The following is a 21,881-nucleotide window of genomic DNA, read 5'->3' as shown; positions in this document are numbered from 1 at the left end:
ATGATAAAATAAAAAAGTTCCTCTTTATCTCTCCATAAGGGGGTTATTAAAATGATCGAGCAAGTATTGTCTCTGGAAGAACGTTTTCGCTCAACATACCTCTCATATTGGAAAGACATACACACCTATCCCGAACTCAGCGACCAGGAAATTCGAACAGCAGAAAAAGTAGCTACTGTATTGCGCTCTCTTGGACTTGAAGTACGGACAGGAGTAGGAACCACAGGAGTTGTAGGTTTGTTACGAGGCTCTCAAAATGGCCCCACCATCGGTCTTCGAGCTGATATGGACGCTCTCTCCATAGAAGAAAAGACCGGAGTTCCTTTCGCTTCGAAAAATCCCGGAATTATGCATGCCTGCGGTCATGACTCTCACACTGCTATGCTTTTAGGAGCCGCTCATATTCTTTCGGAACTGAAAGGATCCATAAAAGGAGTTATTAAATTTATATTCCAACCGGCAGAGGAAAACAGCCCTACAGGCGGTGCTCCGGGCATGATTCGAGACGGGGTATTGGAAAACCCAGCAATAGATTATATGATTGGAATTCACGTATGGCCTACGTTAAAGACAGGAACAATTGGAGTGCGAGAAGGGGCTATGTCTGCCGCTTCAGATCGTCTTCATATAACTATAAAGGGGAGATCGGCTCACGCCTCCACTCCTCAAAGAGGCATTGATGCCATTGTCGCTTCAGCACAAGTGATCAATGCCCTTCAATCAATAATTTCCAGGAATGTGAGCCCTCTCGATCAAGCTGTTATTACTATAGGAACTATACAGGGTGGAAGCCGTTACAATATTATCCCTGAGGAAGTTTTTCTCGATGGAACGGTGAGAACTTTCGATCCCGGCACACGAGGGAAAATGCCTGAATGGATTACTCGTGCGGCAAAGGGGACGGCAGAGGCCCTTGGCGCAGAAGCAATTGTAGATTATAAATTTGGCTACCCTTCTCTCATGAATAACGTCGAATTAGTGAACAAAGCCAAAGAAGTTATTCGAGAAATTGTTGGAAAAAGGGGACTCATCGACATTAAAATGCCCGACCTTGGCGGAGAAGATTTCGCTTTTTTCAGCGAAAAAGTACCTGCAGTTTTTGCATGGATCGGTTGTTGCCCTCGGGAAGAAGCATGTGAAAAGTATCCTATGCTTCATAATAATCGTTTTATCCCTGATGAATCCGCTCTCCCCTATGGGGTAAAATATTTGGTTTTATCCACTTTAAAACTGACGGAAATGGAGAAAAGATAATGGACAAAGCGTTGACAGAAAAACTTATTTTTTATAGAAGAGATTTTCATAAATACCCGGAAACGGCGTGGACAGAATTTCGCACTGCTTCATTGGTAGCAGAACGCCTTTTTCGATTAGGCTACACAAAACTCCTATTGGGCCGTCAAATTTTTTACATCCCTTCTATCATGGGACGTCCTTCAAAAGACATAATAGATCGCCATGCAAAGAGGGCTCTTGACCAGGGAGGCCTTCGAGAGTGGATAAATAAGATGGAAGGATATCCTGGCGTTGTAGCAATATTGGAAACAGGGCGTCCCGGCCCAGTAGTAGCTCTGCGTTTTGACATGGATGCTGTAGATGTTTCAGAAACGACAAATTCATCTCATATTCCTGTACAGGAAGGTTTTGCCTCTGTTAATCCAGGTGCTATGCATGCCTGTGGTCATGATGGTCATACGGCCATGGGCCTCGTGCTTGCTGAAATACTAAAAAGAGAAGAGAGTACCCTCAAAGGGACAATCAAACTTATTTTCCAACCTGCCGAGGAAGGAGTACGTGGCGCAAAAGCAATGGCAGATAGAGGCATTCTTGATGATTGTAGTTACTTCATTGCCCTTCATTTGGGCATGTCAAATCCTACAGGAAAGCTGACTGCCGGCACACATGGATTCTTATGCACTACTAAGTTTGACGTGAATTTTATAGGGAAAGCATCCCACGCCGGAGCCGCTCCGCAAGACGGGAAAAACGCTCTCCTGGCGGCATGCAGCGCCGCACTGAATCTTCATGCCATAGCTCCCCATTCCCGAGGAATGACACGAATCAACGTAGGGGTCCTACAGGCAGGTGAAGGTCGCAACGTTATTCCGCCCAAAGCTCTTATGAAAGTGGAAACTCGTGGAGAAACGGAGGAAATTGCAGCTTATGTTTACTCTCGGGCAAAAGATATTATAGAAGGGGCTGCAATTATGTACGGAACAGAAAAGACCCTTCAAGAAACTGGCTCCGCCACTACAACACAAAGTGATGGTGAAATTGTGGATATTATTGTCGACGCGGCCCGCTCTATGGGAACCTTTGCAAAGATAGAGAGAGATGCAGCCCCAGGCGGGAGTGACGATGCCACATGGATGATGAAACGGGTACAGGAACGTGGTGGGAAAGCAACATACATAATTCTTGGATCCACCCTCAAGGCCGGTCATCATAACGAATGCTTTGATTTCGATGAAACCGTTCTTCCCATGGGTGTTGATCTTCTTTACACCGTTTTGAGGACCTTAAGCAAAAAACAATAGGACTCGACATAGAGTAACATTTAAAATTTCCTGGAGATATCCTCCTTCCGAAAAATTTTATGTCTGTTATAAACAGGGCTAGAAAAGGAGATGGTCGTTTGTGAAAAAACCTGTTATCGGCATTATTGGCAATATTCTTTTTGAAAAAAGCGAAGATATGCCAGGTCTCGAACGAAATTATGTCAACAGAGACTATACAAAAGCCATAGAAAAAGCAGGGGGGGTACCTGTCATTTTACCTGTAGTAGAAAACTTGAGTTTGGCTCCTTTCCTGATAGAGAGAGTGGATGGCGTTCTTGTTTCTGGAGGTTACGACATAAATCCCCTCCTGTACGGAGAAGAGCCCGAGAGAAAATTAGGATTTGTGTCCGCGTCTGTCGATCGTTCTCAACTTGCCATAATCCAAGCTGCTCTAGAGGCACGAAAACCCTACCTGGGGATCTGTAAAGGAGCGCAGCTTCTTAATGTTGCGTTGGAAGGATCTCTCTACCAAGATATTAGCTGTAAAGACAATTTTTTTGTAAAACATTCACAAGATGCTCCACGAGGTGAAGCCACCCACTCTATAAAGATAGCAACAGGCTCTATTCTCGCATCTCTATTTCCACATGAAATAGCTGTGAACAGCTATCACCATCAGAGTATCAAAAATTGTGGGAAGGGTCTCAAGGTAACAGCACAAGCTGCCGACGGAGTAATAGAAGCTGTGGAAAAAGATGGAGATCCTTTCGTAATGGGGGTACAGTGGCATCCGGAAATGATGCTCTCTCTATCGGATCTTATGCTTCCTCTGTTTCAACACTTTGTAGAAAAATCCTCTCAATAAACGATAAAAAGCGGAGCGGACCTATTATAAAAATCCGCTCCGTTTGTATTCTGTGCTTTTTACATACCCAATCACTGTATGTATCGCTAGGCCGAACGAGTTCCGTAGAGTTTGATAATGTTGACAATAACCTCTACGCCTTTCTCTAAAGCAAAAATGGGCACATATTCAAAACGACCATGATAGTTATGTCCCCCTGTGAAGAGATTGGGCGTCAAAAGCCCTCTGAAAGAGAGACTGGATCCATCTGTACCACCACGGACAGGCACTATACGGGGTTCAATCCCTGCGTCTTTCATCGCTTGTTTTGCTGTCTCCACTATATGCATGGCATCCTTGATTTTCTCGGCCATATTAAAGTACTGATCTTCAATCTTACACTCCAGTACGTGAGTACCGTACTTCTCTTGGAAACTTTGAGCCACGTCAGCAACTCTCTGCTTACGGTCCTGAAACCTCTGCCAATCATGATCTCGGATAATATACTGCAATACCGTTTTTTCCACATTCCCCTGAAAAGAGACCAAGTGATAAAACCCTTCGTATTTTTCTGTTTTTGCTGGAGTCTCGTCAAAAGGGAACATCCCTGCGAATTCCGTACCTATAAGGGCGGCATTGATCATTTTGTCCTTCGCCGTGCCAGGATGAACGCTTCTTCCATATATAGTAATGACCGCTTTCGCTGCATTAAAGGTCTCAAAATTCAACTCTCCCAAAGGCCCTCCATCTACTGTGTAAGCAAAATTCGCCCCAAATTTCTTCAGGTCTAAAAGTTTCGCCTGATGACCAATCTCTTCGTCAGGAGTAAAACAAACCTTTACAGGACCATGCTGAATGTGAGGGTGATCTTTTAAATATTCCACAGCAGCCATAATTTGAGCCATACCACCCTTATCATCCACACCAAGAAGAGTGGTACCATCGGTAACAATTAAATCGTGCCCCTTATAATGTTCCAGCTCAGGAAAATCTTGAGGAGAAAGGAGAATATTTTGTTCTTCGTTCAACACAATATCTCCGCCTTCGTAGGAAACAATTCTGGGTTTTGCGTTCGTGCCGGTTACTTCATAGGAGGTATCGAGATGAGCGATAAAACCGACTGCAAGAACTCTTTCTTTTTTCACGTTGCCAGGGAAAGTCCCCATAACATAGGCATGATCATCTACTGAAATATCCACCATGCCAAGTGCCTCCATCTCCTTCGCCACCTCTCGGGCCAACTCCATCTGTCCACTCGAACTGGGAACACTTGAAGAATCTTCTACTGCACGAGTATCAAAAGAAACATATTTCAGGAAGCGCTCTACCACTGAAGACATTACTCTCGTTCCTCCTTCTGGCCTAAAAAAGAACGGAGCATCAACACTTGGGTACCTCTATGCTCCGTTCTCATTTTTATCTTGGCTATTTATGATAAAACAAATTATCCATCAAAGAAAGGAGAATTGATCACTCGGATTCGCCACGTATTATAGACGTGCTGCTCCATAAGCTGACGAGCTAATTCACCATTTTGGTCACTCACTGCCTGAATAATGGCCCGGTGCTCTTCATATGTATAATTGTTCCCTTCCCGATGCGAAGATAGCTCCCGGCTTTGCCCGTCTAGGAAAAACCTTCCAAAGTAAAAGATATAAAGAGATGAACGTAAATAGAGAGCCTCAAAAGACCGCTCAAGATATTCATTTCGAGCCATTCGCACTAGCTTTCGATGGAAAAGTTCGTTAAGCTGCGTAGCTTCCTTCCTGCTTAAAACAATATTCATCTCTCGTTCGTTGACTTTCCACAGCTCCTCCACTTCAAGTTCTGTACGGTGAATGGCCGCTTCTCGAGCTATCATTCCCTCTAAAGCCTGCCTGGCCGTAAAAACTTTCTCCATATCCTCTAAAGAAAGTTTAGGAACCTGGTAGCCTCTCTGACCATGGACTTTCTCCAACACTCCGTCTGCCACCAAACGACTGAGAGCCGTACGGATGGGCGTTCTGCTCATACCCATTTTTTGAACAAGCTCAGGCTCGTATATACGATCTCCTGGTTGTAATTCATGGGCAACTATTAAGCCAATCACATATTGGAAAGCTTGTTCTTCCGCAGGTAAAAAAGCTTCCATCTAGACCCTCCTTCAGATATTGTTCTTAAACCGTTGTCCCAGTTAAAATACCAACTACAACCTCCATGGACTTTTCCAGAGATTGAACTGGCAAGAATTCGAATCGGCCATGGCAATTATGCCCGCCAGCAAAAATATTAGGCGTCGGCAGTCCACGAAAAGAAAGGCGAGCTCCATCTGTACCACCCCGAACAGGCTTGACACACGGTGTAACTCCAGCCATTTCCATTGCTTTATAGGCTCTTTCAACTATATGCATAGAATACTGCAACACTTCAGCCATGTTGCGATACTCGTCACGCATCGCCAGAGAAACAGCCCCTTCCCCCCATCGGGAGTTAAGCTCTGCCACTATTTTTTGCAACAAGACCTTGCGCCCTTCAAAATGCTCTGAATCGTGATCTCGGACGATCAACTCTATCGTTGCATTCTCAACGGTTCCCACATTGGAACATACGTGAAAAAAACCCTCATACCCTTCTGTACAGGCTGGGATTTCTTTGGGAGGCAATGCGGCCAAAAAGTCCTGGGCTATCAAAATAGCATTTATCATTTTCCCCTTCGCTCGGCCAGGATGAACGCTTCTTCCCTTTATCTCAATCGTAGCGCTTGCCGCATTAAAGTTCTCGTAACAAAGTTCTCCAATAGGACCAGCATCAATAGTATAGGCAAAATCTGCTCCAAAACGCTCTAGATCAAGCAACGCTGCTCCATGCCCCACCTCTTCATCTGGAGTAAAAGCTACCCGAACCGTACCATGAGGAATATCCGGATGATCTATGAGGTACTCCAGCGCTGTAAGTATAGAAGCAATGCCAGCCTTATCGTCAGCACCAAGGAGGGTTGTTCCATCTGTGACGATAATGTCTTCCCCTACATGGTCTAATATTTCAGGAAAATCCTTTGTAGAAAGAAAGATTTTCTCCTGGGGATTCAACAAAATATCCTTACCGTCATAGTTTTCAACAATACGTGGCCGCACATTTTTCCCAGACACAGCATCCGATGTATCAAGATGGGCTATAAGCCCTATTACGGGATATTCCTCTGCAGCTGCTGGTAAGGATCCCATTACATACCCATGATCGCTTACTTCCACATCTGAAAGTCCCATGGATTTCATCTCTTCTGCCAGCATTTTGGCCAAGACAAGCTGACCAGAAGAGCTCGGAACTTTCGCTGACTGAGGATCAGCATCTGTAGCTACTGCTACATAACGAAGAAACCTCTCTACTACTGGCTTCATTAATTCTTTCTCCCCTCAAAAAGTTCCTCAGCAAAATGACATGCCACAAAATGGCCGGAAGCCATCTCTCGAAGCTCTGGCGTCTTGCGCATACATAGATCTTTTTTATAGTGACAACGCCCTGCGAAACGACATCCTTCAGGTGGATTAATAGGGCTTGGGACATCCCCTTCCAGAAGAATACGTTCTCGTTTCACTCCAAACTTCGGTATGGGGATAGCCGACAGCAAAGCCTTTGTATAGGGGTGCATGGTAGCATCAAATATCTCTTGATACCCTGCCATCTCCACAATACATCCCAAATACATAACAGCAATGCGATCAGATATATGTTTTACCACGCTCAGGTCATGGGAGATAAAGATATACGTATATCCCATGTCTTCTTGCAAGTCAATGAGCAAGTTCAATATCTGAGCCTGAATACAAACATCGAGAGCTGAGACTGGCTCATCAAGGACAATAAACTCCGGTTCAAGAGCCAGAGCCCGGGCTATGCCAATGCGCTGTCGCCGTCCCCCATCCAGTTCGTGAGGATATGCATTATAAAGCCGTTGCGCCAACCCCACAGTATCCATAAGCTTGCGAATTCTTGCCTCTTTTTCCGCCCCTTTGCATATATTATTAACTTCCAGGGGCTCAGCGATGAGGCTGGAAACAGACATCCGTGGGTTTAAACTCGAATAAGGGTCCTGAAAAACGATCTGGGCCACTCGTCTCAAATCCCAAAGTTTCTGCCCCCTGTATTTCAAAATATCTTCTCCGTTGTAAAAGACCTGGCCTCCTGTAGCATCAAGGAGACGGATAACCACTCTGCCCAAAGTAGATTTCCCACATCCAGACTCTCCAACAAGCCCAAGGGTTTCGCCACGGTGAACATCAAAAGAGACGTTATCCACAGCGTGAAGAATGCCTTTCTTCGTTTTAAAAAATTTCTTCAAACCACGAACTTCAAGCAGGCGCTCCGTGGAATTCATCGGCTTACCCCTCCTTTTTCTACAACAACTGGGCACGCAACCCAATGTCCAGGGTGAACCTCCACCATAGTTGGTTTATTCCGTTCGCACGACTCACAAGCAAACGTACAGCGGGGGGCAAAAGAACAACCAACTGGAAGCAAGGTAGGATCTGGCATGAGTCCAGGAATGACCTTTAATCTTTTTTCTTTAGAATCTAGATCAGGAATAGAATCGAAAAGACCGGTCGTGTAGGGGTGCATGGGACGGGTGAAAAGACTTTCAGTATCAGCCGTCTCCACTACATTTCCAGCATACATAATAGCGACACGATCACACGTTTCAGCAACAATGCCCAAATCATGAGTAATCATGATCAGTGATGTATTAAGCCTTTCTTTTAATTCTTTCATGAGCTCAAGAACCTGAGCCTGAATAGTGACATCTAACGCTGTAGTAGGCTCATCAGCAATAAGAAGTTGAGGGTTACAGGCAAGAGCAATAGCTATAACCACTCGCTGACACATGCCCCCAGAAAATTGATGGGGGTAGTCATCTGCCCGATCTGGACGAATACCTACCACTTCAAGCATCTCTATTGCCTTTTTTCTGGCATCATCGGGAGTTATATTCTCATGGAGACTTATGACTTCTGCTATCTGTCGAACTACAGTAATGACTGGGTTAAGGCTTGTCATAGGGTCTTGGAAAATCATAGAGATTTCTCCACCGCGAATAATCCGCTTCTCCATTTCAGGCAGAGTCATCATATCTCGGCCCTCAAAATAGATCTCTCCAGATTTGTATTTCCCAGGATCAGTGATAAGTTGCATAATACTTAAGGCTGTAGTTGTTTTACCAGCGCCAGTTTCTCCCACTAAACCGAGAGATTCTCCATATCCCAGCGAAAGATTCAGGTTTCGTACGGCATACACCGTCCCGCTATCTGTTTCGTAGTCAACGGAGAGATCCCGAATGTCGAGAAGAGTCTTGTTAGAATCAGACATTTCAGAAGTCCTCCTATCGCTTCATCTTCGGATCTAAAGCATCCCGAAGACCGTCCCCAACGAAGTTTAAAGCCAAAATAGTGATCATAATGGCCAATCCAGGGAAAAGCGTCATATAAGAAAAGTCACGAATATAGTTTCGACCGCTGGAAAGCATGGCTCCCCACTCAGGAATCGGTGGTTGAATGCCGAGCCCAATGAAACTTAACCCTGCTGTATTAAGGATGGCCCAAGCAACTCCCAACGTAGCCTGAACAATGATTGGCGCCATACAGTTGGGTAGAATATGCTTAAATATAATGTGAAAATCTCTTCCTCCCACAGCACGAGCGGCTATAACAAATTGTTGGCTCCGAATTGAAAGAACTGACCCCCTCACAATTCTTGCATACTGTGGAACACTAGATATACCTATGGCGATCATAATGTTCACAACACCAGGCCCAAGTGAAGCTGCTATAGCTATAGAGAGTAGAATAGATGGAATAGAGAGAAGAATATCCATGGCGCGCATAATAAGATTATCTAACCAGCCACCATAATATCCCGATACAGCTCCTAAAATTCCACCTACAATCATTCCTATCCCTACTGCAATAATCCCGACTTTAAGGGAAACACGAGAAGCATAAATAATGCGGCTAAAGATATCTCGCCCAAACTCGTCGGTCCCGAACCAATGTTCGGAAGAAGGTGGCATCAATGTATTGAGCAAATCTTGTTCCTCGTAAGAATATGGAGCGATATGGGAGGCAAAAACAGCCACCAAGCAGAAGAGGATTATCAAGATAAGCCCCAGCACTGCAAAACGATTTTTAGAAAAACGGAGAACAACCCCCCGCAAATTTTCGTTGGATTTGGCGGACATAAATCTTTCCCTCCTAAGAATATTGGCTCTTAATACGCGGATCGATATAGGCGTAAAGAATGTCGACTAAAAGGTTCACCAAGGAGCAAAGAATGGCGATATACAGAACTCCACCCTGAACTACGGGATAATCTCGCATTTTTATAGCCTCAACCATAAGACGACCGACCCCAGGTACTGAAAAGATAGATTCTGTTAAAACAGCTCCGCCCAGGAGAGAACCGAACTGTATGCCAATAATGGTTACAATGGGAATAAGCGCATTGCCAAGGGCATGATGCCAAACAACGACCCTTTCTTTTTGCCCTTTGGCACGGGCTGTACGAATATAGTCTTGTCGCACCACTTCCAACATGCTCGACCGCGTCATTCTTGAAATAACGGCAAGAGAAGCAGTACAAAGGGTGACAGCAGGCATTATCATGTATTTAAAGCTATCAAAGCCGGAAGCGGGCAACCACCCGAGATGAACTGAAAAAAGCAGTATAAGCAGAAGTCCCAACCAGAACACTGGCATGGAAATGCCAACAAGGGCGAAAACCATGGCCAAGTTATCCAAGATAGAATATTGCTTGATCGCTGAAAATATTCCCACTGGAATACCCAGCACAACAGCCAAGACAACTGCCAATGTAGCTAATTTCAAGGTAGCAGGGAAAGCCGCCTTTATTTCCTGTGTAACTGGAGCATGGGTTACGTAGGAACGTCCAATGTCGAAATGAAAGACAGCATTATATAAGTAACGTCCATACTGCGCCAAAAACGGATCGTTAAGCCCCATTTCCTCCCTGAGGTCTGCAACCGCCTCTTCTGTGGCCTGGTCTCCCAAAATCATTCGAGCAGGATCACCAGGGGTTATAAAAAGAAGAAGAAAAACAATGAACGTAACTCCAATAACTGTGGGAATCAAATAGAGCAGTCTACGAAAGACATATTTCCACATAGTGAGTCACTACCTCCCTTTAAACCAAAAGCAAAATCAGCTAGGGGAGGCGGCATAAGCCGCCCGCCCCCACAATATAAAACGTCTTTCCGTATCCACTACTCCTCAAAAGAAACGGTATAGAGCTTATGGTAGCCAGCAGGGTCTGCTACAAAACCCTTAACATTTTTGGAGGTTCCTACAACTTCTTCACCGTTATGGACAAAAACCCATGGGGCTTCTTGTACCAATAGTGTCTGAAGCTCTTCATAAATAGCGCGACGCTCATCTCCATCTGGAAGAGTACGTCCACGATCCATCAACTCATCAGCCTTAGGGTTGCTATACACAGATTTGTTCATTCCCTTAATCTGAGAGCTATGGAAAATGCCGTATACTGCGTAATCCGGATCAGGGATAGGCGTAGACCATCCCATGAGGTACATATCATGCTGTTTCTCGCTTAACTTATCAAGATATGCGCCCCACTCCATAACCTGGATGTCCACGGTAATTCCTACTTTTGCCAACATGCTCTGTGCGATAGTTGCAATGTCGATACGCTCTTTCCGGTCGTTTGTCCAAATAGAGGCTTTGAAGCCTTCAGGATATCCAGCCTCAGCCAGAAGTTCCTTAGCTCGTTCCGGGTCGTACTTGAGAATGGACAAATTTGTATTGAAATAACGAAGTCTGGGAGGGATCGGTCCATAAGCCGGGCCGCCTATACCACGATATACAGCCTTATTGAGCTTTTCGAGGTCGAGGGCCATGGTAATAGCCTGACGTACACGAACATCGCTAAAGGGTTTCTTTGAGCAGTTGAACCCCATATACTGAACAGAGACATCTGGAACTCTGATAAGCTTTAATTTAGAGTTTTCCTCTATACGACGAATATCAAGAGGAGGAATAGCATAGGCTATATCTACTCCACCTGACTCCAGCTCAATTGTACGATTTGTCTGCTCTGTAATAGCCCGCACAACTACGTCTTTAATAGCGGGCTTCGTTCCCCAATATTCATCAAAGCGCGTTAAGGTGATTCGATCACCTTTCTGCCAATCTACAAACTTGTAGGGGCCAGTTCCCACTGGGTGGGTTCCGTAATCATCGCCAGCCTCGTTTACTGCCTTTTCGTTGAGAATACAACCACCACCAAAGTGAGTTAAACAAGCCAAAAAGCTCGTATCTGGAGTTTTAGTTCCCATAACGATGGTGTAATCGTCTTCAACTTTTATAGACGCTGGGTCGATATTCCCTACAATAAAGCCAATGGTTTTGCCTATTTCAATGGCTCTATGGAATGTAAAAGCAACGTCAGAAGCCTTCAGCTCTTCTCCATTATGGAACTTTACGCCTTCCCTCAGATGGAAACGGTATGTACGATCATCAATTTTCTCGTAGCTTTCAGCAAGAGATGGAACTATTTCGCCTTTATCATCAGTCTTTAGCAAGGTTTCATATATCTGCACCATAATGTGGGCCGACCCCACATCAGGGGTTACGTGAGGATCTAAACTCTTGGCATCATACATATTGGCTACTACTAAGGTATCCTTTGCAGCCAAAGCTCCGGAACTCATCCCCAACACTAGGGCAAAACACATAGCTACCAATCCAAATTTTTTTAACCAGCTTATGCTCATATGTTATTCCCCCTTACTTTTCAGCGTTCTGGCGATTAGCGTATACCTTCTTCAATTTCTCCCAGCAACGAATAAATGCGATTGCGCTGGCACATCAACCAATGATCGAGAACAACACCTCCTCTCCCTTCCCTGCACATGCTTATTCCAGCAGATAGGCCAGGAATAGCCTCCTGAGGAGCACACCAGTCCTGAGACCATGGAGCTTTCTGCGCAAAAAGAAGTCTATTTAACCGACGAACTTTCCACACCACATCCCTGCTCCATGGGCATGTACCTGTAAAAGCTTCCGACCGCTGATGTAGCGATTGAGCCCGACTTAAAATATCTTCTAAATTTATCCGCCCCTTCAAAGCAGAGCAAAGGGCTTCCAGCCTATTTAAAAAAAACATCCACAGGTTATGAACATCATATTGAAGCCCCTCTCTGCAAACGGAGCGTATAAGGGCCAGCGTATAGATATGTGCGTCTGTAAGATAAACATGGCGATCCAAACAGTCCAAAACATCAGATTCCGTGTGCCACCATCGAGGCATAGAAAAACTTCCTGACCTATAAGGAGATCCCTCGGGAAGTGAAGAAGCCCAGACAAGAAGGGAAGAGAGGCCAAGATTTTGGAACGATTGATCCCAGGCTCTCACCGGGTCAGAAATGACACCGCTCGATCTCCCTACAACGTCATGAAGGATATTTTCTACAGTAGGGGTAAGGTCCGGGCTACAGGCCACCTGTTGCCAATGAGAGGCCCCTCGCACTCCGGGCATATCAATATTAAGGTAGGCTAAGCCTCGTTCCTCTAAATCAGCATAGTAATTCAGACAGTAGGCTGATGAACCTGCATAGTGACCAAATTCATGGCCAGTCCACCAGCATATGCGAAGACCGTAGCGCCTTTCCCGCAACGTAGATGCAATTCGAGCCAGATGAAGGGCAAGTGCGGCACCAGAAGCATTATCAGTGGCTCCCCAGTGTTTGGCATCTATATGAGCCCCAACAAGCAGAAAGGGGCTATTATCTTCCTCTCCAGGCAAACGGGCTTCCAGTACCGGGAAGGGCTGAAAATCTGTTTGTATCTCCACTTCTATTTCCCCTTCTGCTTTGCCATTGCCGGAAGCCACCTCAAGGAGTTTACAGCCCCACATATAATTCACAGCTATAAGAGGAATCTGAATATCGAGAGTCTCTTCTAAGGGTTCTGGATTGCCCCAAATAAGCCCAGTCCCACTCTCATGGATCTCCTCTTCGTCACCTCCCGGCCATGTTACTATCACTGCGGCAGCTCCGCGATCCTGTAAGGCTAAAATAGCCGTGCCATGGAATTTTTTAGTCAGAACTATCTTCCCTTCCAGATCGCGCTCCACTTCTTTTCGAATGGCAAAATAAGGAACTGCCTCAGGGGCAGGAAGAGTTCTAGGGTCTACACATACAAGAGGGCCAGAAGCTTTTTTTCTGCTTCGTCCGGAAAATCCCCACACTTTGCAGGGGACGAGAAAAGAAGATAATTCTTTTTTTATGCGAAGAGAAGCTGATATAGGGGTTGTCAGTTCTCCAACCCATTGATGTGTTTGTGTCTTTATACCGTAACTATCAAGATGACAACGTATCCAATCAAGGGACTCTTTTAACCCTGAACTGCTCTGCCGGCGATAAAGGGCCGACAGAGCAGCAACGTCCCTTTCCAGACAATCCTCATGAATATTTGCGAGAACGTCTCGCTCAAGGGAAGAAAGCATAATATTTCTCTACTTGAGGTTTAACTTTAAAAACTCAGCTACAAAATCCTTCATATACTCTGTTACTGCATCGAACATTTCATGTCCCCACTCCTCAGTAGCCATAGACGGATCATCAGGTCCGCCAAATCCTCCCGTGGGAACAGAGTCCCGAACATCTCGGACTATCCGTACGAAACCATTTTTGAATTGGATTTGGTGAAGATGAACATTTATTAAGTTATCACTTAGATGGTTCACCGGCTCCTCGAAATTTTCTTCTTTGTTGACCCAACCTGGCCTGAGAGCCATCATCATTGCTGTTTCCTGACCTGCTCCATGCCCACCAACCCACTTTGGGTTCATTTGGCCAGCCAATATCCACCAATCTACAATCGCTGCCAATCCACCCGCTTTATAAATATCTAAAGCTGCCGCATTAAGGGCAGGATTATTACCACCATGTCCATTGATGAATATAACTTTTTTCAGTCCCCAATGAAGCAAGCTGCGAGCAATACCCCGCATTACAGCCGTTAACGTCTCTATACCAATGTCTACTGTTCCAGGGAAAGAAAGTAACGTGTCACAAGCCCCATAAGGCATAGCAGGAAACACTACTACATCTTGAGGATAATCAGCCTCTATGCGCCGTGCAAACTCTTCAGGGATAAGATAATCTGTTCCGAGGGGACCGAGGGGACCATGTTCCTCCACACTTCCGAGAGGAACAATTGCTACAGTGTTAGGAGTAAAATTCTTTTCAGCCTTTTTCCATGTCAAAGATGCTAAATACATAAAGAAGAACTCCTTTCATTACCAACTTCTCTTTAGGAAATCGATATAGAAATTTTTGAATCCATCTTTGCATTCATAGTTTTTGTAATTATATACCCATGCACTCCTCTCTGCAACAAAAAGAAAAAGGCCACTCTGCGTCAGAGCGGCCTTTAAGAAGCGCTTCGTTATGAAAATCGGTTACTCACATACATAAGCTATGAGAAGTTTCGCAGTCTCCTCAATGGCCCGCACGTGGGTCCGTTCGTAGTGATGAGTGGCATCAACGCCTGGTCCGAAACAGGCAAAATTTACGTTGAACCCGGCAACTGCGGCTAAACTGGCATCACTACCATAGCGATAATGAACATCTACACAATAGTCAATATTATGTTTTTCAGCCAAAGCTGCAAGACGTTTTCGGAAAGACAGATCATAAGGAGTACGACTATCACGTGCCAATATGGTTACACATGTTTCTGAAGAAGCCGACGTATCTGTAACAATACCAATATCAAGGGCGGCAAACTCCGCCACCTTATCGGGAATGACAGAAATACCATGGCCTATCTCTTCATAGTTAGTAATGTAGAAGTGTGTAGTATGAGCTGGCGTTACTCCATTATCATATAGAGCTTTAATGGCCCCAAACATAAGGGCCACACAGGCCTTATCATCTAAATGACGAGATTTAATAAAGCCGGACTCAGTGATAACAGCCCGTGGCTGGAAAAAAACAAAATCTCCCACCCTGATTCCCAACGCCAAAACATCCTCTTTACTGGTTACTAATTCATCGAGGCGAACCTCCATAGTATCGTCATCCCTCTTCATATCGCGGACTTCATCTGAATATCCGTGAATAGAGGCTTTACATGGAAGAAGAGAGCCTGAATATTCTTTCCCTTCGGAAGTTCGTACAAGAAGATTTTCCCCTTCTACAGACCCCCAAGCAAAACCACCGATCTGGAGAAGCTTCAAACGGCCATTCCCTTTAATTTCTCTTACCACAGCACCAAGAGTATCCACATGAGCTGAAACCAAAACATGCCTTTCATCGTCAGCCCCCTGCAACGTTCCAATAAGAGCTCCTTTATTGGTTCTTACTGTAGGGATATTGAAGCGCTGAAACTCTTTTGCCACCCTCGACAGCGCTTCTTCACAATCTCCTCCCACAGATGGGATAGCGAGCAATTCAAGCATCAATGAATTTACATAATCCATATCAATGCAAAACATTTCAAAGAGCATCTCCTTTTAACATCCTGTCTCTAATAAATTTCTGGCGAAATGACATGCAACAAAATGCCCGTTATCAATCTCTCGCAATTCGGGAGTCCGCTGCTCACAAATATCTTGTCTGTAACGGCATCGACCAGCAAAACGGCACCCCTCTGGAGGTTCTACAGGGCTGGGAACATCTCCCTCTAGAATGATCCGATCTCGCTTCTGGTCTACTTTGGGAATGGGGATAGCAGACAAAAGAGCCTGCGTGTACGGATGAAGAGGGTCAGCAAAAATAGTTCTGTAGTCTGAAAGCTCCACTATCTTGCCAAGATACATTACCGCTATGCGATCAGAAACATGTTTAACCACGCTTAGATTATGAGCAATAAATATGTATGTATAGCCCCGTTCCTTTTTCAACGTATTGAGGAGGTTCAGAATCTGGGCTTGAATACAAACATCGAGTGCCGATACAGGCTCATCCAATACAATAAACTCCGGGTTGAGAGCCAAGGACCTCGCAATACCTATTCGTTGCCGCCGTCCCCCATCCAGCTCATGGGGATAGACATCTACCAAACGTTGGGCCAAACCCACCGTATCCATAAGGTCCAAAACTCGCTTATCTCGCTCCGCTTTGGAACGATAGACTCCATTGACGATGAGAGGCTCTGCTATAAGCTCTGCAACAGAGAGACGGGGGTTGAGTGACGAGTATGGATCCTGAAAGACTATCTGAACGTTTTTTCGCAACTCCTTCATTTGGCGTTTATTGTACTTCAGTATGTTATCGCCACGATAAATGACCTCTCCGTCAGTAGCGTCAAGAAGACGAATCATTACTCTGCCTAATGTGGATTTACCGCAACCTGACTCTCCCACTAGCCCTAACGTTTCTCCCTCGTACACGAAGAAAGAGACATCATCTACCGCGTGAAGCATTCCTTTTTTAGTCTGAAAATATTTTTTTAGATGATTTACTTCTATAAGTTTTTTTCGCGTCTCAGCCATAGTTTCTCCTCCTACCCTTTCTTCAGTCCGTTACAACAAACGGGGCAGGCCACAAAATGTCCCGGCTCTATCTCAAGCATCTCCGGCCTTTTTTGGGAACATTCAGGCTGAGCCATAGGACATCTGGGATGGAACGTACACCCTGAGGGCAAATTCGTAGGATCTGGCATTAAACCATGGATGACCTTTAGTTCTTCCTGATCGGCATCAAGATCCGGTATGGAATTGAAAAGCCCGTTTGTATAAGGGTGTAGGGGATTCGTGTATAGAGAGTGTGTATCAGCGTATTCCACTACGCTTCCTGCATACATAATAGCTACCTTATCGCAAATTTCTGCCACTACACCAAGATCGTGCGTAATCATGATTAAAGAGGTATTAAATTCTTTCTTCAAGTCTTTCATCAACTCAAGCACCTGAGCTTGAATCGTAACATCCAACGCCGTGGTAGGTTCGTCAGCGATGAGGAGCGTGGGATCACATGCAAGAGCAATGGCGATAACAACCCTTTGCCTCATTCCTCCGCTAAATTGATGGGGATAATCTCGAGCTCGTTCCGGTCGTATTCCCACTAACTCAAGCATTTTAACCGCTTTTTCCAGAGCTTCGTTTTTCGTCACCTTCTGGTGAAGCTCTATCATTTCAGCTATTTGCTCTCCTACTGGGATAACAGGGTTCAAAGATGTCATGGGATCCTGAAAAATCATAGCAATCTTTCCACCCCGAATATGACGTTTCTCTTCCTCGTTTTTAGCGATAAGGTCTTCGCCTTCAAACAAAATCTTCCCGCTTAAAATCCGTCCAGGAGGATTGGGGATCAGCTGCATTATGGAAAGAGCCGTTGTTGTTTTGCCAGCTCCAGTCTCTCCTACAAACCCCAAAGACTCTCCACGTCCAAGATGTAAATTTAAGTGCTCAACAGCACAAACAACGCCACTATCTGTTTCATAGTGCACCGTCAGGTCTTGAATATTGAGTAGGTATTCTTTCTTTTCTGTCATGAAACTCCCTCTCTTATCCTTAACGCTTCAGTTTAGGGTCGAGAGCATCCCGAAGCCCATCGCCTAGAAAATTCAAAGCCAATATGGTAATCATGATGGCCAAGCCAGGGAAGAGCGTCATATAGGGATAATCCCGAATATAGCCTCGTCCGCCAGAAAGCATAGCACCCCATTCCGGGACGGGAGGTTGAATGCCGAGTCCGATAAAGCTCAGGCCTGCAGCTGTTAGGATAGCAAAGGCGACGCCTAATGTGGCTTGTACGATGATAGGCGCCATGCAGTTTGGCAATATGTGCTTCATAATAATTCTAATATCGCCAGAACCCATCGCTTTAGCTGCTTCTACATATTCCTGGTTTCTTATAGAGAGCACGGAACCTCTCACTATACGTGCATAGCTTGGAATCGACGATATGCCCACGGCTATCATGAGATTAAAAAGTCCGGGACCAAGAGAAGCTGCAATAGCGATAGCCAGCAAAATTTGTGGAATAGAAAGAAGAATATCCATAGATCTCATAATCGCGTTATCAACCCGCCCTCCGTAAAAGCCGGAGACAGCGCCCAAGAACCCGCCTATTACAACGGCAATACCTACGGCAATGAACCCTACCTGAAGAGAGATTCTGGAACCATATACAATGCGACTAAAAATGTCTCGGCCAAACTCATCTGTGCCGAAAACATATTTTCCGTTCGGAGCTTGGAAGGCATCTCTCAGGTGCTGTTTCGCATAGCCATAAGGCGCGATCACATCAGCAAAAATTGCAGTTATAAGGAGAACAACCACAATAGCTAATCCGAACATAGCAAGACGATTTTTCTTAAGGCGACGGAAAATTTCGCTCAAATTTCCTCGTTTCTTTTTCTTGGTTACGTTCATCTCCATCTCCTCCTCATTACCTGTACTGTGCCTTGATACGAGGATCGATCCATGCATAGATCAGGTCCACGAGGAGGTTCACTAAACTAAAGGCCACAGCAATATAAAGAACACCGCCTTGAACAACTGGGAAATCTCGCATTTTAATGGCTTCTACCATCAAACGGCCAACGCCAGGGATGGAGAAAATGGACTCTGTCAACACAGCCCCTCCCAAAAGCTGCCCAAACTGAATACCTGCAATGGTAATGACAGGGATAAGGGCATTAGGCAAAGCATGACGCCAAATAACCAAAGATTCCTTCTGACCTTTAGCTCGAACAGTTCGAATATAGTCTTGACGAATTACTTCCAGCATAGTGGAGCGAGTCATTCGCGTAATAATGGCCACTCCCTGAGCTGCAAGAGTTATGGAAGGAAGGACCATGGCGCCAAAGGTGTCAAAACCTGAAGAAGGAAGCCAACTGAGGCGCACCGAGAAAAATAGAATCAAAAGCACTCCCAACCAGAAAACTGGCATGGAGATACCTACCATGGCGAAGATCATAGTAATGGAGTCGAACCACGAATATTGCTTTATTGCCGAGATAATCCCAAAAGGGATTCCAAGGATGATGGCTATGAACATAGAAAAGGCCGCCAACTTCAATGTAGCTGGGAAAACGGTCATAATCTCGCTGGTAACAGGCCGCTTTGTCATATAGGAACGGCCTATATCAGCATTCGTTACCGCCTTGTACAGGTAACGACCAAACTGTACGATAAAAGGATCATTTAACCCTTCTGTTTCGCGAAATGCTTCTATGGCCTCTTCGGTCGCCATATCCCCTAAAACCATCCGAGCCGGATCCCCGGGAGTGAAGTAAAGGAGGGAAAAGACAATAAAAGCAACCCCGATCAGGACGGGGACAAGAGATAGAATTCTTTTAACAACATACTTGAGCATTCTTTCTTCCTCCTGAAACATAACAATTGCAGGGACAATAGATCTGCCCCTGCAATCATCTACATAAACTTACCTAAATAGAAAGGAGCACATCACAAACAATAAATATAATTATTTATTATTCGAAATAAACGTTATACAGTTCGTGATATCCTCGAGGGCTGGGGCGGAACCCTTTCACATTTTTCTGAAGTCCGCAGATCTGTTCATCATTCAACAGATAAACCCACGGGCGTTTTTCATTCAACTGGAGCTGTAACTCCTTATAAAGAGCCTCTCTTTCAGAGCCATCGGGAAGAGTTTTTCCCTGCTCTATAAGGGCATCTACTTCGGGATCGCCAAAAAAGGCGAAGTTCATTTTCCCCTTCATAGAGGAATGGAAGACACCAGCCACAGCAAAGTCTGGATCTGGAACAGATGCAGTCCAACCAACAATAAACATGTCGTGTTTAGCTTCTTTAAGGCCATCAAGATACGCGCCCCACTCCAGAACTTTAATTTCTACAGTAATGCCAAGTTCCTGAAGCTGGCTTTGAATAATCGTGGCCATGTCCACGCGCTCTTTTTTATCGTTTGTCCATATTTCAGCTTTAAAACCATCTTTATATCCAGCCTCTTCAAGAAGCTTCTGTGCCGTCTCAATATTGGGTTCGGGAATAGAAAGAGACTTATCGTAATACTTCACATTGGGAGCAAAAGGTCCGGCAGGAGCCTGCCCTACTCCACGATAAACAGCTTGGTTAATACCGACTGTGTCAAGGGCCATATTTATAGCTTGGCGGACCCGCACATCGTCGAAAGGCTTCTTAGAACAGTTAAAGCCAAGATACGTTGTGGAGTTATCCATAACCCTCATAAGTTTCAGGTTCGGATTTTCTTCCACCCGTTTAATATCATTGGTAGTAATTTGATAGGCAATATCCACTGCACCGCTTTCAAGCTCAATGGTACGACTTGTGGGCTCAGTAATAGCCCGGATGACAAGGGTCTTATACGCAGGTTTATTCCCGTGAAAATCATCGAATCTCTCAAGAACAATTCGATCACCTCTCGCCCATTCGGCAAACTTGAAAGGGCCCGTTCCTATAGGCTGCATACCGTAGTTATCTCCTGCAGCCTCTACGGCTTTGGCATTCATTATGCTCCCCCACGTATGACTTAAAGAGGCAAGGAAAGGAGTGGAGGAACGTTTTGTCTTAATTTCTACAGTGTAATCATCAACAACAGAGACTGACTCTACTTCACTGGAATAGTTCTGAATAGCAGCTCCTTTAGGGGACATTGCCCGCTCAATGGAGTATTTCACGTCGCTAGCTTTCAGTTCTTCTCCATTATGAAACCTGACACCTTTGAGAAGATAGAAGCGATATGTGACATCGTCAAGCTTTTCCCATTTCTCTGCAAGCTGGGGAACCACATTATTCGCATCGTCAAGAGCAATAAGCGTCTCATACATCTGCATCATCGCGCCAGAAGAAGCTACATCGTTGGTTGCATGAGGATCCATAGTCTTTGCATCATAAATATTCGCCACAATAAGAGTATCTTTCTTACTCTCGGCAAACCCTGCTGAAGCAACAAACAGCATAACTAACAACAACCCTGCCACTACAAAGAAACGTTTCCTACCTCTGTTCATTCTTTCATCTCCTTTGATTTGATAATAGGAATTGCACATATTTGTAATTGCAAATAACATCTTTGCATTCATTTTTTTAATATCTCTGTTCAAAACTGGATTTACTAGTTCGATGGAAGGGTTTTTGTAGTAACCACTTATACAAGGTCGTTGAACTGAAGTCAATAGCCAAAAAATTTTTACCTTTTATTTCATAGAGTATATTCTTAGAACAATTTCTATATTATTATGCACCCCAAAAAAGAAAGTCTACATTTATAACATGCGAAGTAGGGTGATCCGTAATAAAACTGCTAAGGAACAAAAAGAGGACCTGCATTTATAACAGGTCCTCAGAAAAACCAAAACGATCTGTAAAAGGGGGGGAGATCTTTTTGGCGTGTATGATATAACTTTTTTGCATATATCTTATTCTAGCATAAAATATTTTTTATGCCCTCCTTTTTCTTATCGAATTTGAGGTTCAAAAACGACATTGCTCTCGACTCCCTTATAAGATCAATAAAAATACATATAGCAGCATCGAAGCCAATGTTAGTTTTGTCTCGGGCTCCGTATAAAACTCAT

At 44.7% G+C, this 21,881-nt stretch carries 19 protein-coding genes; 3 read left to right on the top strand and 16 right to left on the bottom strand.

What is annotated here, in order from left to right; translation table 11 throughout:
- The first annotated feature begins 51 nt into the window (after positions 1-51).
- The 3 genes from K360_RS0104905 (at position 52) to K360_RS0104895 (ending at position 3,363) form a co-directional block, all read left to right on the top strand.
- Positions 52-1,254: a M20 metallopeptidase family protein gene (locus K360_RS0104905; protein WP_024822068.1), complete on the top strand. Its 1,203-nt coding sequence runs from the start codon at positions 52-54 to the stop codon at positions 1,252-1,254.
- Entirely contained in the window at positions 1,254-2,537 is a 1,284-nt protein-coding gene (locus tag K360_RS0104900) for an amidohydrolase (protein ID WP_024822067.1), read from the top strand. The genes K360_RS0104905 and K360_RS0104900 overlap by 1 nt, the downstream gene beginning before the upstream one ends.
- 100 nt (positions 2,538-2,637) lie before the next feature.
- Positions 2,638-3,363 carry a gamma-glutamyl-gamma-aminobutyrate hydrolase family protein gene (locus tag K360_RS0104895; RefSeq protein WP_024822066.1) on the top strand — a complete coding sequence of 242 codons (726 nt, stop codon included), beginning with the start codon at positions 2,638-2,640 and terminating at the stop codon, positions 3,361-3,363.
- An 86-nt stretch (positions 3,364-3,449) separates the two neighbouring features.
- On the opposite strand, the gene pepT (K360_RS0104890) is transcribed toward K360_RS0104895, so the two are convergent.
- From pepT (K360_RS0104890) to K360_RS0104815, 16 genes are all read right to left on the bottom strand, one after another.
- Positions 3,450-4,682, bottom strand: coding sequence for a peptidase T (gene pepT, locus K360_RS0104890; RefSeq protein ID WP_024822065.1), 1,233 nt, complete (start codon positions 4,680-4,682; stop codon positions 3,450-3,452).
- A 104-nt stretch (positions 4,683-4,786) separates the two neighbouring features.
- Positions 4,787-5,473 (bottom strand): GntR family transcriptional regulator, encoded by a 687-nt coding sequence (locus K360_RS0104885; RefSeq protein ID WP_024822064.1) that lies wholly within the window; start codon positions 5,471-5,473, stop codon positions 4,787-4,789.
- A 25-nt stretch (positions 5,474-5,498) separates the two neighbouring features.
- Positions 5,499-6,719: a peptidase T gene (pepT, locus tag K360_RS0104880; RefSeq protein ID WP_024822063.1), complete on the bottom strand. Its 1,221-nt coding sequence runs from the start codon at positions 6,717-6,719 to the stop codon at positions 5,499-5,501.
- The gene (locus K360_RS0104875; RefSeq protein WP_024822062.1) at positions 6,719-7,696 is read right to left on the bottom strand and encodes an ABC transporter ATP-binding protein; all 978 of its coding nucleotides are present in this window, start codon (positions 7,694-7,696) and stop codon (positions 6,719-6,721) included. Before K360_RS0104875 ends, pepT (K360_RS0104880) begins: the two co-directional genes overlap by 1 nt.
- Positions 7,693-8,682: an ABC transporter ATP-binding protein gene (locus K360_RS0104870; RefSeq protein WP_024822061.1), complete on the bottom strand. Its 990-nt coding sequence runs from the start codon at positions 8,680-8,682 to the stop codon at positions 7,693-7,695. The genes K360_RS0104875 and K360_RS0104870 overlap by 4 nt, the downstream gene beginning before the upstream one ends.
- Positions 8,683-8,695: 13 nt before the next feature.
- Positions 8,696-9,550, bottom strand: a complete 855-nt coding sequence (locus tag K360_RS0104865; protein WP_024822060.1) for an ABC transporter permease — start codon at positions 9,548-9,550, stop codon at positions 8,696-8,698.
- Between the two features lie 13 nt (positions 9,551-9,563).
- Complete coding sequence (gene nikB / locus K360_RS0104860) at positions 9,564-10,493, bottom strand: nickel ABC transporter permease (protein WP_024822059.1); 930 nt, start codon at positions 10,491-10,493, stop codon at positions 9,564-9,566.
- A 98-nt stretch (positions 10,494-10,591) separates the two neighbouring features.
- On the bottom strand, positions 10,592-12,118 hold the full coding sequence (locus tag K360_RS0104855; RefSeq protein ID WP_024822058.1) for an ABC transporter substrate-binding protein: 1,527 nt from the start codon (positions 12,116-12,118) through the stop codon (positions 10,592-10,594).
- Positions 12,119-12,153: 35 nt separating this feature from the next.
- Positions 12,154-13,851 (bottom strand): M28 family metallopeptidase, encoded by a 1,698-nt coding sequence (locus tag K360_RS0104850; protein WP_024822057.1) that lies wholly within the window; start codon positions 13,849-13,851, stop codon positions 12,154-12,156.
- A 9-nt stretch (positions 13,852-13,860) separates the two neighbouring features.
- Entirely contained in the window at positions 13,861-14,628 is a 768-nt protein-coding gene (locus K360_RS0104845) for a creatininase family protein (RefSeq protein WP_024822056.1), read from the bottom strand.
- A 180-nt stretch (positions 14,629-14,808) separates the two neighbouring features.
- Positions 14,809-15,846, bottom strand: coding sequence for a M42 family metallopeptidase (locus tag K360_RS0104840; protein WP_051461134.1), 1,038 nt, complete (start codon positions 15,844-15,846; stop codon positions 14,809-14,811).
- An 18-nt stretch (positions 15,847-15,864) separates the two neighbouring features.
- Entirely contained in the window at positions 15,865-16,845 is a 981-nt protein-coding gene (locus K360_RS0104835) for an ABC transporter ATP-binding protein (protein ID WP_024822054.1), read from the bottom strand.
- Between the two features lie 11 nt (positions 16,846-16,856).
- Positions 16,857-17,846 carry an ABC transporter ATP-binding protein gene (locus K360_RS0104830; RefSeq protein ID WP_024822053.1) on the bottom strand — a complete coding sequence of 330 codons (990 nt, stop codon included), beginning with the start codon at positions 17,844-17,846 and terminating at the stop codon, positions 16,857-16,859.
- Between the two features lie 19 nt (positions 17,847-17,865).
- Complete coding sequence (locus K360_RS0104825) at positions 17,866-18,735, bottom strand: ABC transporter permease (RefSeq protein WP_024822052.1); 870 nt, start codon at positions 18,733-18,735, stop codon at positions 17,866-17,868.
- A 10-nt stretch (positions 18,736-18,745) separates the two neighbouring features.
- Positions 18,746-19,675 (bottom strand): nickel ABC transporter permease, encoded by a 930-nt coding sequence (nikB, locus tag K360_RS0104820; protein WP_024822051.1) that lies wholly within the window; start codon positions 19,673-19,675, stop codon positions 18,746-18,748.
- A gap of 118 nt (positions 19,676-19,793) precedes the next feature.
- Positions 19,794-21,314, bottom strand: a complete 1,521-nt coding sequence (locus K360_RS0104815) for an ABC transporter substrate-binding protein (protein ID WP_024822050.1) — start codon at positions 21,312-21,314, stop codon at positions 19,794-19,796.
- Positions 21,315-21,881 lie beyond the last annotated feature (567 nt).

This window comes from Aminobacterium mobile DSM 12262, assembly GCF_000526395.1.
In the GTDB taxonomy this organism is placed as follows: domain Bacteria; phylum Synergistota; class Synergistia; order Synergistales; family Aminobacteriaceae; genus Aminobacterium; species Aminobacterium mobile.
This window is presented reverse-complemented; position numbering and strand designations above follow the sequence as displayed.